Source organism: Streptomyces sp. NPDC087420 (assembly GCF_044744165.1).
In the GTDB taxonomy this organism is placed as follows: domain Bacteria; phylum Actinomycetota; class Actinomycetes; order Streptomycetales; family Streptomycetaceae; genus Streptomyces.
Map to the genome: position 1 here is coordinate 502770 of NZ_JBIUXU010000003.1, position 13467 is coordinate 516236.

The 13467-nt window shown below is 72.0% G+C and carries 13 protein-coding genes; 8 read left to right on the forward strand and 5 right to left on the reverse strand.

Annotated features, from left to right (window positions below; genetic code table 11):
- Positions 1 to 120: 120 nt before the first annotated feature.
- Positions 121 to 1194, forward strand: a complete 1074-nt coding sequence (locus ACIO1C_RS08355) for a DUF5937 family protein (protein ID WP_401859834.1) — start codon at positions 121 to 123, stop codon at positions 1192 to 1194.
- On the opposite strand, the gene ACIO1C_RS08360 is transcribed toward ACIO1C_RS08355, so the two are convergent.
- A complete protein-coding gene (locus ACIO1C_RS08360) occupies positions 1164 to 2318 on the reverse strand; it encodes an alkaline phosphatase PhoX (RefSeq protein WP_401859836.1) in 1155 nt (384 codons plus the stop codon). The genes ACIO1C_RS08355 and ACIO1C_RS08360 overlap by 31 nt on opposite strands.
- Before the next feature lie 202 nt (positions 2319 to 2520).
- Here ACIO1C_RS08360 and ACIO1C_RS08365 point away from each other — a divergent pair, with 202 nt between their 5' ends.
- Positions 2521 to 3300, forward strand: coding sequence for a sulfite exporter TauE/SafE family protein (locus ACIO1C_RS08365; RefSeq protein ID WP_401859837.1), 780 nt, complete (start codon positions 2521 to 2523; stop codon positions 3298 to 3300).
- Positions 3301 to 3347: 47 nt separating this feature from the next.
- On the opposite strand, the gene ACIO1C_RS08370 is transcribed toward ACIO1C_RS08365, so the two are convergent.
- Both ACIO1C_RS08370 and ACIO1C_RS08375 read right to left on the reverse strand, forming a co-directional pair.
- Complete coding sequence (locus ACIO1C_RS08370) at positions 3348 to 4019, reverse strand: class F sortase (RefSeq protein WP_401859839.1); 672 nt, start codon at positions 4017 to 4019, stop codon at positions 3348 to 3350.
- Positions 4020 to 4149: 130 nt separating this feature from the next.
- A complete protein-coding gene (locus ACIO1C_RS08375; protein ID WP_401859841.1) occupies positions 4150 to 4884 on the reverse strand; it encodes a hypothetical protein in 735 nt (244 codons plus the stop codon).
- Between the two features lie 253 nt (positions 4885 to 5137).
- On the opposite strand from ACIO1C_RS08375, the gene ACIO1C_RS08380 reads away from it, so the two are divergent.
- Positions 5138 to 5857 carry a hypothetical protein gene (locus tag ACIO1C_RS08380; protein WP_401859843.1) on the forward strand — a complete coding sequence of 240 codons (720 nt, stop codon included), beginning with the start codon at positions 5138 to 5140 and terminating at the stop codon, positions 5855 to 5857.
- 54 nt (positions 5858 to 5911) lie between these two features.
- Here the strand turns inward: ACIO1C_RS08380 and ACIO1C_RS08385 are convergent, their stop codons facing one another.
- Positions 5912 to 6703, reverse strand: a complete 792-nt coding sequence (locus ACIO1C_RS08385) for an aminotransferase class IV (protein WP_401859844.1) — start codon at positions 6701 to 6703, stop codon at positions 5912 to 5914.
- A gap of 67 nt (positions 6704 to 6770) precedes the next feature.
- Between ACIO1C_RS08385 and ACIO1C_RS08390 the strand changes: the two genes are divergently transcribed.
- The 5 genes from ACIO1C_RS08390 (at position 6771) to ACIO1C_RS08410 (ending at position 12552) form a co-directional block, all read left to right on the forward strand.
- On the forward strand, positions 6771 to 7430 hold the full coding sequence (locus tag ACIO1C_RS08390) for an NADPH-dependent FMN reductase (RefSeq protein ID WP_401859846.1): 660 nt from the start codon (positions 6771 to 6773) through the stop codon (positions 7428 to 7430).
- Position 7431: 1 nt separating this feature from the next.
- The gene (locus ACIO1C_RS08395; protein ID WP_401859848.1) at positions 7432 to 9177 is read left to right on the forward strand and encodes an ABC transporter ATP-binding protein; all 1746 of its coding nucleotides are present in this window, start codon (positions 7432 to 7434) and stop codon (positions 9175 to 9177) included.
- On the forward strand, positions 9174 to 11075 hold the full coding sequence (locus ACIO1C_RS08400; RefSeq protein ID WP_401859850.1) for an ABC transporter ATP-binding protein: 1902 nt from the start codon (positions 9174 to 9176) through the stop codon (positions 11073 to 11075). Before ACIO1C_RS08395 ends, ACIO1C_RS08400 begins: the two co-directional genes overlap by 4 nt.
- A gap of 115 nt (positions 11076 to 11190) precedes the next feature.
- A complete protein-coding gene (locus tag ACIO1C_RS08405) occupies positions 11191 to 11670 on the forward strand; it encodes a gamma-glutamylcyclotransferase family protein (protein WP_401859852.1) in 480 nt (159 codons plus the stop codon).
- A 129-nt stretch (positions 11671 to 11799) separates the two neighbouring features.
- Complete coding sequence (locus ACIO1C_RS08410) at positions 11800 to 12552, forward strand: class I SAM-dependent DNA methyltransferase (protein ID WP_401859853.1); 753 nt, start codon at positions 11800 to 11802, stop codon at positions 12550 to 12552.
- Positions 12553 to 12634: 82 nt separating this feature from the next.
- On the opposite strand, the gene ACIO1C_RS08415 is transcribed toward ACIO1C_RS08410, so the two are convergent.
- Positions 12635 to 13402, reverse strand: a complete 768-nt coding sequence (locus tag ACIO1C_RS08415) for a vancomycin high temperature exclusion protein (RefSeq protein WP_401859855.1) — start codon at positions 13400 to 13402, stop codon at positions 12635 to 12637.
- Between the last annotated feature and the right edge of the window lie 65 nt (positions 13403 to 13467).

Below are 13467 nucleotides of genomic sequence, written 5' to 3' on the forward strand. Positions count from 1 at the left end.
GCACCTCCGCGATAGGTTTCAACTGTGGCTGAAACTCCGTGGTGACCGCCTGTGATGGCGTGCATACTCGGTGGTGGGGATAATTGCGGATGCAACCAGCGGTGAACGGGTGGGATTTGAGTGCTGCGTATTCATTTCACGGGGAAGGATCTCGGCGGGGTCCGGATGGCCGGAGGGCCCGACCCCCTGTGGGAAACGATTCTCAGCTTTCACCGAATACGGGATCGGCGCGGCCCGGTTGTCTTCGGAGAATGGCGAACGGAAACCCGCGGCCGGTTGAATGGTGAAACACGGCTGCTCTCCGCGCTCGTTCCCCAGCGCGGTTATTTCCCCGATTTCCTGACCCCGGCCGAGGGCCGGTACGGCCTCGACGCCGGCCTGGAGGCCCTGCGCGCCACCACCCCCGAGCGCATCCGCGCGGAACTGGCCCTGCTCGCCGCGGGCCGGGGCGCGCGCAAGGCCCGCCCGGCGCGCAAGGACTCCACCCGGCACGGCGATACCGCGCGGCTTGCCGACCCCACGCGGCTCGCGGACCTCGCCAACGGCGAACCGGCCCCGCTGGCCCGGCTCGTGGAGGTGCTGCGCGCCTACCACCGGGCCGCCGTCGAGCCGTACTGGCCGCACATCAGAGCCAGGGCCGACGCCGACCGCGCGCTGCGCGGCCGGGCCCTGCTCGACGGGGGCGCGGACGAACTGCTCGCCACCCTCCCGCCGATGCTGCGCTGGCGCGCCCCGGTCCTGGAGGCGGACTACCCGGTTGACCGCGAACTGCACTTGAACGGGCGGGGGTTAATGCTCCAGCCGTCCTTCTTCTGCCGCAGCACCCCGGTGGTCCTCCACAACCCGGCGCTGCCGCCCGTCCTCGTCTATCCCGTCACGCACTCCGACGTACCGGTGCCCTACGAACGGCCGGGCGCGCGCCTCTCGTTGGGCCGGCTCGTCGGCCACACCCGCTCCGCCGTCCTCGAAGCCATCGAGCACGGCTGCACGACCAGCGAACTGGCCCGCAGGACCGCGGTGTCCCTCGCCTCGGCGAGCCAGCACGCCTCCGTCCTCCGGGAGGCCGGCCTGGTCGTCACCCTGCGGCACGGCAGCTCCGTACTGCACACGCTGACGCCCCTGGGCGCCGCCCTCCTGCGGGGCGGCGCCTCCACCGACGGGTGTTACGCCCGGAACGGGCCCGTCACCTCGTAGGTGATGCCGCCCGACGAACTCCCGCTCGTGCCGCGCTGGCTGGAGAAGTACAGCCGCTTGCCGTCGGGGGAGAAGGCGGGCCCGGTGATCTCCGAGGCGGACTGCCCGCCGACCCGCAGGAACGGGGCGACGACGTCGTCCGGGGTGATCACGCAGATCTCCAGATTCCCGCCGTCCTCCGCCACGAACAGGTCCCCGGACGCCGACCCCGTGACGTTGTCGACGCCGGTGAGCGGCGCCGTACCGGACACGAGCGAGTCGTCGTAGGCGAGTTCGAGGGTCGAGGCGGCCGCGTTGTACTGCCAGACGCGATTGTCGCCCTTGGTGGTGAACCAGCAGGTGTCGTCGGCGTAGTAGCAGCCCTCGCCGCCGTTGAACCGCTTGGCGCCCGAGACCTGGTTACGGGTGGCGGTGGCGCCGCTCGGGTCGGGGACGGTCTTCCACGTGACGGGCCCGCTGGTGGCCGTGCCCGCGACGAGCACCTCCAGCCGCCCCGCCGACAGATCGCCCCACGTCGTGGGCGTGAAGCGGTAGAAGCACCCGTCCGTGGTGTCCTCGGTGAGGTAAATCGTGCGCCGTACGGGGTCGGCGGCGGCGGCCTCGTGCTTGAACCGGCCCATCGCGTCCCGCCGTACCGCCGCCTTCACCCCCCACGGATCGGTCTCGTACACATACCCGCGGTCGACCTCCTCGCAGGAGAGCCAGGTGTTCCACGGGGTCTTGCCGCCCGCGCAGTTCTGGTGCGTCCCGGAGAGGATCCGGTACGCGCTGGTGATCGCCCCGGTCGAGGAGAAGCGGACCGCGCCCGCGCCGCCCGACGGATCGATCTCCGAGTTCGAGACATAGATCCAGCCGGTGCCGTCCGCGTAGCAGGCCCCGCCGTCGGGCGCGTTGTGCCAGGTGTACGCCGTACCGGACACCTGCTGCCCGGACCGCGCGATCACGCGGCTGGTGAACCCGGCGGGCAGCCGGATGTTGTTGCCGTCCGCCGCGCCGAGGGCCCCGTAGGGCCCGGCGCCCGGCTGGGCGGGCGCGGCGAGGGCGGCGCCGCGCCACAAGGTGCCGCCGAGGGCGGCGGCCGACGTGCCGATGACGGCTCCGCGCAGGAAACTGCGACGTTCCACTGGTCGCTCCATGGGGGTGTCGTGACCGCCCCGCGACGCCGGCCGGCGACGCGGGGTCGCACGCCGACAAATGTTAGGGGGTGCGAATGGCCGTGCGCTGAACGGGAGTTGAGGTGCAGTGGTCGGTGCTTGACCGGCCTTTGACCGGGGCGGGCCCACCCGGGCGGTGTCGCGCTCCCACCTCCGCCGTAAGGTCGCGGGCGTGCCCGACATATCCGTGACCACGCTCCTCCTGCTCTGCCTCGCCGCCGCCGGGGCGGGCTGGATCGACGCCGTGGTGGGCGGGGGCGGGCTGCTTCTTCTGCCCGCGATGCTGCTCGGGCTGCCGCACGTGCCGGCCGCGCACATTCTCGGGACGAACAAGGCCGTCGCGATCGTCGGCACCTCGGGCGCGGCGGTGACGTACCTCCGCAAGGCCCCGGTCGATGTGCGGACCGCTGTCAGGATCGGGGGCGCGGCGCTGGCCGGGTCCATGACCGGGGCGTTCTTCGCGGCCGGGATCAGCAGTGACGTGCTGCGGCCCGTGATCATGGTGGTGCTGCTGGGGGTGGCGGCCTTTGTGATGCTGCGGCCCGCGTTCGGCCGCGCGGAGGCGGGGGGACCGGTCGGCCGGGGCCGTACCGTCACGGCGATTGTCCTGGTCGGCGGGGGGATCGGCTTCTACGACGGGCTCTTCGGACCCGGTACGGGAACGTTTCTGGTCCTCGCCCTGACCGCCGTCCTCCACCTGGACCTGGTGACCGCGTCCGCCACCGCGAAGATCGTGAACGTCTGCACCAACGCCGGGGCGCTCGCGATGTTCGCGTACCAGGGCACGGTGATGTGGCAGCTGGCGGGCCTGATGGCGGTGTTCAACCTGGCGGGCGGGATGTTCGGGGCCCGGATGGCGCTCAGGAAGGGCAGTGAGTTCGTGCGGGGGGTGCTGCTGGTGGTGGTGTTCTCCCTGGTGGCGAAGTTGGCGTTCGACCAGTGGACGGCTTGAGGGGTGGGTGGGGGCTGATCGTGGCGGGTCAGTGGGGCGGTGGGTGGTCAGCGGGTCTCGGTGAGGTGGGCGTATGCCACCACGTTGCCCTCGTAGCCCGTTCGCTTCGAGAAGCCGCCGCCGCAGGTGATCAGCCGTAGCTCGGCCCGGTCGGCGGCCCCGTACACCTTGCGGTCGGGGAAGTCCTCGTTCGCGTAGACCTCGACGGCGTCGACCGTGAACACCGCCGTACGGCCGTCCTGCCGGGTGACCTCGATCCGGTGGCCCTTCCTGAGCGAGCCCAGGGCGTAGAAGACGGCGGGCCCGCGCGCGTTGTCGACGTGGCCCGCGACGATCGCGGTTCCCCGGGCGCCGGGGGAAGGTCCGTCCCGATACCAGCCGGCGAGGTTCGCGTTCCCGGCCGGCGGGACCTCCAGGCTGCCGGCCGGCGTCAGGGCCAGGTCGGTCAGCGGCGTGTCGACCCGGATGCCGGGGATGCGCAGCCGTACCGGGGCGGAGGAGGGGAGGGGGGCCGCTGCTGTGGTTCGTTCGGACCCCGGTGACTTCTGGGTCTGGTGCGACGGTGGGGACTGTTGGTACGGGCCCGGGCCGGCCGCGAAGGCCTCGGAGGGCGGGGGAGTGGGCGGGGTGGTCTCCTCGGAGCCGGTCCTGATGAGCCAGACCCCGGCGAAGACGGCGACCACCAACAGCCAGGCCTGGCCCTTGACCTGCGCGTTCATGGGGCGGCTCCTCCGGTCCTTCGGCTCGCTTTCCGGTTGCTCCGGATGAAGGTGCCCCCGCCCCCGTCAGCGATGAGCGTGACGGGGGCGGGGACGGGGGCGGGGTACGGGGCGGTGGAGACCGGCCCCGTCAGCTGCCCTGCGCGCCGCTCGCCCGGCGGCGCAGGAGCGTGACCCCGCCGACGGCGGCCACGGCCAGAACGGCCGCGCCCACCGCGATCTGGGTGGTGTCGGGGGCGATGCTGCCGCCGACTCCGGTGTTCACATGGCCCCGGGGCGTCCGGCTGTCCGGCTCATGGCCCTCCCGGCCCTCGCCGTCGCGCCCGTGGTCCCCTCCCGGCTCCCGGCCGTCCGGCTCGTGGCGGCCGGGGTCGTGGCCGCCCCGGTCGTGGTCACCGGGCTCGGCGCCGTTCCGGTCGGCGCCGGTGGGGTCGGCGTCGTTCGGGTCGGCGCCGGTGGGGTCGGCGTTGTCCGGGTCGTCCGGCTCGCCCAGGTCGTCCTGGAGGCCCAGGTCGGCCGGCTCGCTGCGGTCGGCGAGGGTGTCGCCGGTGCCCGCCGCGCCGTCCTCGCACGTCATGGGGACGCCGTACGTACCGAGCGGCTCGGCTGCGTCCGGGTCCGCCGTACCCGTGTCCGCCGTACCCGGGTCCGCCGTACCCGTGTCCGCCGTACCCGGGTCCGCCGTACCCGGGTCCGCCGTACCCGCGTCCGCCGTACCGAGCCGTGTGTCCGCGGCCCCACAGGGCGCGGCGAGCGCGGACGGAGCCGTACCGCTCGCGAACGCGGCAGTCGCTCCTCCCGCCGTCAGTACGGTCGCGGCGGCCGCCAGCGCGGTGCCGGTGAGCAGGCGGGCGGTGGTGCGCATGGCGGTCCTCCGGAGCGGCGCGGGACGGGCTTCTTCTCCGAGGTAAGGCGCAGCCCGGCCCGTACGCCTGCTGATGGCCGATCAGATTCGCCCTACACGGACCGTGGCCGTCCACGCCGGGAGGGCGTTGTCGCAGGTCATACGGGAACGGCGGCCCCATCGCCGGCCCGGCCGCCCGCCCGCGCCGAACGGGTGACGCCACACGGCCCCTATCCACGTGCGGCGCCTCCCGGAGGCTGTCACTCTGTGCTCGATGAACGCATCCGACATGACCTCGCTCAGCGCCACCGCCGCCCGGAACAATGCCGACTGGTGCGCGTCCGTCTCCCGGTCCCACGGGATCTCCGGGACCCTCGGCGAGCGGGTGTGGTGGAGCCCCCGCAGGACGCCGCCGTACTATCCGGACGCCGTCACGCTGCGTCCCGACGCGGCCCCCGCCGACTTCCTCCCGTCGGTCGACAGGGGGGCACCGGGGTGCTCGGTCAAGGACAGTTTCGGCGCGCTGGACCTGGCCTCGGAGGGCTTCACCGGGATGGTCGACGCGCGCTGGATCCACCGTCCGGCCGAGCGGCCCGTACCCGAGTGGCCCAACCTGCCCGCCGAACGTGTCCTGACGGCCGACCGGCTTCTGGAGTGGCAGGCCGCGTGGGCGGGCGGCGAGGACACCCCGGACGTGTTCCGGCCCGTCCTGCTGGACGATCCGACCGTGCTGGTACTGGCCTTCCGCGACGGGGACGACCTCGCCGGGGGAGTTGTCCTGAACGAGGGGGCGGGGGTGGTCGGCGTCTCCAACCTCTTCGCCGTGGACAGCGCGGCGGTCGCCGCCGTCTGGTCCTCGGCGGTCACGGCCGCCGCCGACTACCACCCGGGCCTGGCCCTGGTCGGTTACGAACAGGGCGACGACCTCGCCCCCGCGCTCGCCACCGGCTTCGACGCGCTGGGCCCCCTCCGCATCTGGCTGCACACGTCGTGATCCGGACGCTTTTCGGCCGCGCGGCTCTTGAACCGGGACCCCGCGCCCGCCCGGTCAGAGGCGGTCCCCCTCCACTCCTTCGTACAGGTCCGTCACCGTCTTGAGCAGCCCCGGTTCCCCCGGGAACTCCGTCGAGTCGACGCGGGAGACCGCCGCGATGCCACGGGCGTTGGTGACGAAGGCCGCCTGGAAACGCGGGAGTTCGGCGAGGGTGACCTCGCGCCGTACCGATGACAGGCCGGAGCCCGGCAGTTGGGCCTCCAGCAGCGCCATGGTGATGCCGACCAGCACGGGCGCGTCGGGCCATGCGAGTGAAGTGCCGTCCCAGAAGCAGATGTTGGCGACGGCGCCCTCCGCCACCACCCCGCCGTCCCCGGTGAGCAGCGCGCTGTCGAAGCCCGCTCGTACCGCGAGACGGCCGTAGTGGGCCTGGCCGAAGTCGCCGAGGCGTTTGAGGTGGGGAGCGGTCCGCAGGTACGGGACGGACATCAGGGTCACCGGCCGCCCGCCGACCGGGTCCGCGGGCGGCCGGACGGTCACCATGACCGTCGCGTCCGCCGACCCTTCCGGCCACTGGACGTGGACCCTGGCCGAGGCGTCCCGTACGTCACCGAGCGCGTGCCGGAGCAGGGCCCGTACGCGCTCCCCGTCCAGGCCCGCGCCGAACATCTCCCGGGTCGCGGAGTCCAGCCGGGCCAGATGGAGCGCGAGGCCGCGCACCCGGCCGTCCCTGACCTGCATGGCGGTGAAGTGCCCGTAGTGGTCGAGCGCGCGGAACCGCAGGCCGTCCTCGGTGGCGGGCCGGCCGTCGACCTCTATGAGCGGATGCGATGCGGAGAACGTCATACCCCCACCGTAGGACGCCGCATGTCCCGCTTGACCTCAACCAAGGTTCAGGGATGAGGCTCCTCCCATGGACCTCGACACAGCACAGCCCTCAGCGCGACTCACCGCTTCCGAACCAGTCGCTTCCGCCGCTTCCGAACCGGCGGCCCCCGTCCCCCTCAAGCTCGCCGTCATCCTCGGCAGCACCCGCGAAGGCCGCTTCGGCCCGGTTGTCGCCGACTGGTTCCTGAGCCGGACCGACCGGCACGCCGGGTTCTCCGCCGACCTGGTCGACCTCGCCGACATCGACCTGCCCACCGCGCTCTCCTTCCGCCCCGGTCCCGCCGTACAGACCCAACTGGCGAAGGTCAGCCCCCGGTTGGCCGACGCCGACGCCTTCGTTGTCATCACCCCCGAGTACAACCACTCCTTCCCCGCCGCCCTCAAGTCCCTGATCGACTGGCACTACGGCGAATGGCAGGCCAAGCCGGTCGGGTTCGTCTCGTACGGAGGAATCTCCGGCGGTCTGCGGGCCGTCGAGCAACTGCGCCAGATCTTCGCGGAGATGCACGCCGTCACCGTCCGGGACACGGTCTCCTTCCACAACGCGGGCGCCCACTTCGACGACGAGGGCCGGCACAAGGACCCGTCCGCCGCCGAGAGCGCCGCCACCGCGATGCTCGACCAGCTCGCCTGGTGGGGGCTGGCCCTGCGGGACGCCAAGTCCGCCCGCCCGTACGGGAAATGACATGCTGATCCGTCTCCTCGGCGACCGGCTGCGCCCCTACACGCGGATGATCGCCCTGGTCGTCCTGCTCCAGCTGACCCAGACCGTCGCCACGCTCTACCTGCCCACCCTCAACGCCGGCCTCATCAACGACGGGGTCCTGACGGGCGACACCGGCCATGTCCTGTCCACCGGCGGGGTGATGACCGGGGTCACCCTCCTCCAGATCCTCGCCGCCGGGGCAGCTGTCCACTGCGGGGCGCGGGTCGCGATGGGCGTCGGCCGTGACCTGCGCTCCGCCCTCTTCTCGCGCGTACAGGACTTCTCCGTAAGGGAGATGAGCCGTTTCGGCACCTCCTCACTGATCACCCGCACCACCAACGACATCCAGCAGGTCCAGACGCTGACCGTCCTGGTCCTCACCATGCTCGTCGCCGCGCCCCTGACCTGCGTCGGTGGCATCGTGATGGCCGTCCGCCAGGACGCGCCGCTGTCGCTGCTGCTGGTTGCCCTCGTACCGGTGCTCGCGACGGCGGTCGGGCTGATCGTCCGTCAGCTGCCTCCGCTGTTCAGGGGGATGCAGCAGCGCGTCGACCAGGTCAACCGGCTGATGCGGGAACAGATCACCGGCATCCGGGTCATCCGCGCCTTCACACGGGACAAGCACGAGCAGCGGCGGTACGCCGTCGCCAACCGGGAGTTGATGACCACCGCCCTGCGGGCCGGCCGGCTGATGGCGCTGATGCTGCCGACCGTCCTGCTGGTCTGGCAGTGCGCGACCGTCGCGGTCATCTGGTACGGCGGCCACCGGATCGACTCCGGTGAGCTGCGGGCCGGTTCACTGATCGCCTTCCTCAGTTATCTGCTCCAGATCATGACGTCCGTGCTGATGACGGTGTTCCTGCTGATGCAACTGCCACGGGCCGTCGTCAGCGCCGAACGCATCCAAGAGGTGCTGGACACCGAGCCGGGCGTCGTACCCCCGGCTGTCCCGGTGCCGCTCGACCCCGCCCCCGGCCGTTCCGGGGTCGCGGTGGAGATCAGGGGCGCGGGTTTCCGCTACCCCGGCGCCGAGGAGCCGGTCCTGCGTGACGTGGCGCTCACCGCCCGCCCCGGCCGTACGACCGCCGTCGTCGGCTCCACCGGCAGCGGCAAGACCACGCTGCTCAGCCTGGTGCCGAGGCTGTTCGACACGACCGGGGGGACGGTACGGATCGGTGGTGTCGACGTCCGCGACCTGGACCCGGCACTCCTCGCCCGTACGGTGGGCTTTGTCCCCCAGAAGCCGTACCTCTTCTCCGGCACGGTCGCCTCCAACCTGCGATACGGCAAACCGGACGCCACCGACGAGGAGTTGTGGCGGGCGCTGGAGACCGCGCAGGCCGACGGTTTTGTGGCCGCGCTGCCCGAGGGGCTGGACGCGCCGGTCGCGCAAGGGGGCAACAACCTGTCCGGCGGCCAGCGCCAACGTCTCGCCATCGCCAGGGTGTTGGTCGCCCGGCCCGCCGTCTACCTCTTCGACGACTCGTTCTCGGCGCTGGACTACGCGACGGACGCGGCGCTGCGGGCCGCGCTCGCCCGGGAGACCGGGGGAGCGACGGTGGTGATCGTCGCCCAGCGGGTGTCCACCATTCGCGGCGCCGACCGGATCGTCGTGCTCGACGGCGGCCGGGTTGTCGGCTCGGGCACCCACGACCGGCTCATGCGGGACAACACCACCTACCGGGAGATCGTCCTCTCCCAGCTCAGCGAGGAGGAAGCGGCATGAGAACGGACAACGGCCAACTCCCCAAGTCCGCGCGCCAGGTGGGCGCCCCCGAACGCCGGGGACCCGCACCGCAGCGTGTCCCCGGCCAGCCGGCCGTCCCCTCCCTGGAACGCTCCCTGGACTTCCGCCGCTCCAGCCTGCGCCTGTTACGCATGATGGCGCCCGAACGGGCCCTGAGCGCGGGCGTGTTGGCCACCGGCACCGCTGCCGTGGCCCTGTCGGTGATCACGCCCAGGATCCTGGGACACGCGACCGACCTGGTGGTGTCCGGCGCCGCCGGGCCGGGCGGGGTCGACTTCCGGGCGGTGGCCCGGGCCCTCGCACTCGCCCTCTCACTGGTCGCGGTCGCCTCCGGACTCACCTGGGTGCAGCTGCGCCTCACGATGGTGATCGTCCAACGGGCCGGTTTCCGGCTGCGGGAGGAGGCGGAGACCAAACTCGCGCGGCTGCCGCTGTCGTACTTCGACCGCCGGCCGCGCGGCGAGGTGCTGTCCAGGACCACCAACGACATCGACAACGTCACCCAGACCACCCAGCAGGCACTCGGCCAGATGGTCCGCGCGCTGCTGACGCTCGTGGGCGTGCTGGGGATGATGTTCTGGATCTCCCCGCTGCTGGCGCTGATCGTGCTGGCGACCGTGCCGGTGTCGGTGTTCGCGGCGATGGTCATCGGGAAGCGGTCCCAGCCGCAGTTCATCACGCAGTGGGCCGTCACGGGCCGCCTCAACGGCCATGTCGAGGAGATGTACACCGGCCACGCGGAGGTGCTGGTCTTCGGCCGGAAGCGGGAGGCCGTCCGGACCTTCGAGGAGTACAACGAGGCTTTGTACGGGGCGAGTTTCCGCGCGCAGTTCATCTCCGGGGTCATCCAGCCCGCGCTCGGCTTCGTCGGCAACCTGACCTATGTGCTGATCGCGGTCGTCGGCGGGCTGCGGGTCGCGTCGGGCACGCTGTCCATCGGCGACGTCCAGGCCTTCGTCCAGTACTCGTACGAATTCAACGGGCCGGTCACGCAGATCGCTTCGATGGCGAACCTCCTCCAGTCGGGTGTGGCCTCCGCCGAGCGGGTCTTCGAACTGCTCGACGCCGAGGAGGAGTTGGCGGCGCCGGACGAAGCCGCATCCGGACCGGCCGTACGAACCGGTCCGGCGCGCTCCCACGGCAGGATCGCCTTCGAGCGCGTGTCCTTCCGGTACGACCCGGAGAAGCCGTTGATCGAGGATCTGTCGTTGTCGGTGGAGCCGGGTCAGACGGTGGCGATCGTGGGTCCTACGGGTGCGGGCAAGACGACGTTGGTGAATCTGCTGATGCGGTTCTACGAGGTCACCGGTGGGCGGATCACGCTGGACGGGGTGGACGTGGCGCGGATGTCCCGGGAGCAGCTGCGCTCCGGGATAGGGATGGTCCTCCAGGACACGTGGCTGTTCGGCGGGAGCATCGCGGACAACATCGCGTACGGGTCCTCACGTGAGGTCACGCGTGAGGAGGTCGAGGAGGCGGCGCGGGCCGCGCACGCGGACCGGTTCGTGCGCACCCTGCCCGAGGGGTACGACACCGTCATCGATGAGGAGGGCGCGGGTCTGAGTGCCGGGGAGAAGCAACTCCTCACGATCGCGCGGGCGTTCCTGTCCGAACCGGCCATCCTGGTGCTGGACGAGGCGACCAGCTCGGTGGACACCCGGACGGAGACGCTCATCCAACGGGCCATGTCCTCGCTGCGGACCGGCCGTACGAGCTTTGTGATCGCGCACCGGCTCTCCACCATCCGCGACGCCGACGTCATCCTCGTCATGGAGAACGGCTCCATCGTCGAACAGGGCACCCACGAAGAACTCCTCGCGGCGGAGGGCGCCTACGCACGCCTCTACGCGTCCCAATTCGCGGTGCTGGTGGCGTAGGGCGGGTGGGGGCCGGGGAGGTCCGGGGCTGCGGGATGCGGTAGAACCGCCGGTGAAGAGCCCGACTGCCCCGCCTCGCCACCCCCGCCCCACCCGCCCTGAAGGAGCCGCCCCCGTGCCACGGCCCGACCACCACCTGGGCGAAGAGCTGCCCTTCTTCGTGTACGGCACCCTGCGGCCGGGCGAGGACAACTACGAACTCTTCCTTCGCGGCCGTACGACCGGGGAGGAGCCGTCCCGGCTGGAGAACGCGGCGCTGTACGACGGCCCCGGCTACCCGTACGCGATCGAGACCCCGGGAGCGACGATCGTCGGCGAGATCGTCTCGGCGCTGCCCGGGGCGGGGCGGCCGGGGGCGGGGCCGCCGGGGACGGAGGCGGCGGCGGGGCCGGGCACGTACGGCGAACTGCTCTCCGTTCTGGACGAGTTGGAGGAGTACGTGGCACCCGGCGATCCCCGCAACCTGTACGAGCGGGTGCCGCGCGACGTGCGGCGCGCGGACGGCACCACGGTCCGGGCGTGGGTGTACTTCGCCGCGCCGCGCGTGGCCCGCGAACTGAGAGCGGCGGGCCGTCCGATCGCGGGCGGCGACTAGATCGCCCATGTCACCCAAGGCCGGTCCGGGTCATGAGCACGCGCCTGCCCGTGTGATCGGAGCCGGGGGAGGGCAGCGGCCGATAATGGTGTCGACAGCGCCCCTCGGCACCCGGCAGAGTGATCGTCCGTGACGAGTAGTGAACTGTGGAGCCGCGAGACCGCCGACCGCTACGACGCCGGGGAGACCGAAACGTCCTCGCCCGCCGTTCTCGGACCGACCGTCGCCTTTCTGGCGGAACTGGCCGGAGACGGCCGGGCACTGGAGTTCGCCATCGGGACCGGACGCGTGGGTGTCCCGCTCCGGGAAAGCGGCGTCCCGGTCGTGGGCATCGAACTGTCCGAGCACATGGCGGCGGTGCTGCGCCGCAAGGTCGACGAGGACACGCTTCCGGTGACCATCGGGGACATGGCCACCACCGTCGTCCCCGGCGGATTCACCCTGGTCTATCTCGTCTACAACACCATCTCGAACCTGCTCACGCAGGACGAGCAGGTCGAGTGCTTCCGCAACGCCGCACGTCATCTGGAGCCCGGTGGCCGATTTGTCATCGAGCTGGGGGTGCCGCCGCTGCGGTTCCTGCCGCCCGGTCAGGTCGCGGTGCCGTTCGACGTCTCCGAGCGGCACCTGGGCTTCGACACCTTCGACCTGGTCGAGCAGATCCTTGTCTCGCACCACTTCTCCCGCGAGGGCGAGGGCGAGGGCGACGACGGCCGCTACCGTCGCGACAACTCCCGTCACCGTTACGCCTGGCCGGCGGAGCTGGACCTGATGGCACGGATCGCCGGGCTCGAACTGGAGCGTCGCGTCGCGGACTGGGACGGGGCGCCGTTCACCCAGGACTCCGGCAAGCACGTCTCCGTGTGGCGCAAGCCCGCCTGAGGCCGCCCGCCGGGCTGTCGACGCGATCCGGCCGAACCGCCGCTCGCGGCCGGGGTGGTGGTACCCACGCCCAGGCCCACGCTCACCTCGCCGACGCCGACCCCAGTGCCTCGGCCACTCCCGGTTCCGCCGGCCCGAGGAAGTGGGGGTCCGGCCGCAGGGCGGCGTCCAGCGCCGCCTTGCCCGCCGCGAACACCTCCCGCACGCCGCCGTAGTACCAGGTCACGTCGTGCCGCTCGTCCACCCCGACCCCGTACGAGTCGACCCCGGCGGAACGGCAGAGCGCCACCGCCCGCCGGACATGGAACCCCTGCGTGACCAGCACCGCCCGGTCGACCCCGAATATCTTCTTGGCCCGGGCGCAGGAGTCCCAGGTGTCGAACCCCGCGTAATCACTGACGATGTGCCCGTCCGGCACGCCGTGCCCGGTCAGATACGCGCGCATCGCGTCCGGTTCGTCGTACTCCACGCGGCTGTTGTCGCCCGTGACCAGCACGACCCGTACCTTGCCCGTACGGTACAACTCGGCCGCCGCGTCGAGGCGGTGCGCCAGATACGGCGACGGTTGGCCCTCCCGCAGCCCGGCGCCGAACACGACGGCGACGTCCGTGGCCGGGACGTCCGCGACCGTACGGATGTGGCTTCCGGCGGCCGTGTACATCCAGGTCGCCGGTGCCAGCGCCAGCACGCACCCCACCATCACGGCCTGCACGGCGAGGCGTTGGCCGCGCCGGGTGCGGGGGAGGCGTGGGAGACGGACCGGACGCGCCGAGCCCGCCAGGCGCGGGAGGCGCGGGAGGCGCGGGACACGCGGCAGCCGGGGCAGGTGTGGCAGCTTCGGCAGTGGCATGGGTCTCCCTGACTGGATCGTGCTGTGCGGTCGTTCGTGTGGGTGCGCCGACCAGCGTGCGTGTG

What these genes read in the sequence shown, in the direction of transcription:
- ACIO1C_RS08370 (WP_401859839.1), bottom strand. Translation starts at nt 4,019, where the DNA reads ATGAACGCGCAGGTCAAGGGCCAGGCCTGGCTGTTGGTGGTCGCCGTC.
- ACIO1C_RS08375 (WP_401859841.1), bottom strand. Translation starts at nt 4,884, where the DNA reads ATGCGCACCACCGCCCGCCTGCTCACCGGCACCGCGCTGGCGGCCGCC.
- ACIO1C_RS08380 (WP_401859843.1), top strand. Translation starts at nt 5,138, where the DNA reads ATGAACGCATCCGACATGACCTCGCTCAGCGCCACCGCCGCCCGGAAC.
- ACIO1C_RS08385 (WP_401859844.1), bottom strand. Translation starts at nt 6,703, where the DNA reads ATGACGTTCTCCGCATCGCATCCGCTCATAGAGGTCGACGGCCGGCCC.
- ACIO1C_RS08390 (WP_401859846.1), top strand. Translation starts at nt 6,771, where the DNA reads ATGGACCTCGACACAGCACAGCCCTCAGCGCGACTCACCGCTTCCGAA.
- ACIO1C_RS08395 (WP_401859848.1), top strand. Translation starts at nt 7,432, where the DNA reads ATGCTGATCCGTCTCCTCGGCGACCGGCTGCGCCCCTACACGCGGATG.
- ACIO1C_RS08400 (WP_401859850.1), top strand. Translation starts at nt 9,174, where the DNA reads ATGAGAACGGACAACGGCCAACTCCCCAAGTCCGCGCGCCAGGTGGGC.
- ACIO1C_RS08415 (WP_401859855.1), bottom strand. Translation starts at nt 13,402, where the DNA reads ATGCCACTGCCGAAGCTGCCACACCTGCCCCGGCTGCCGCGTGTCCCG.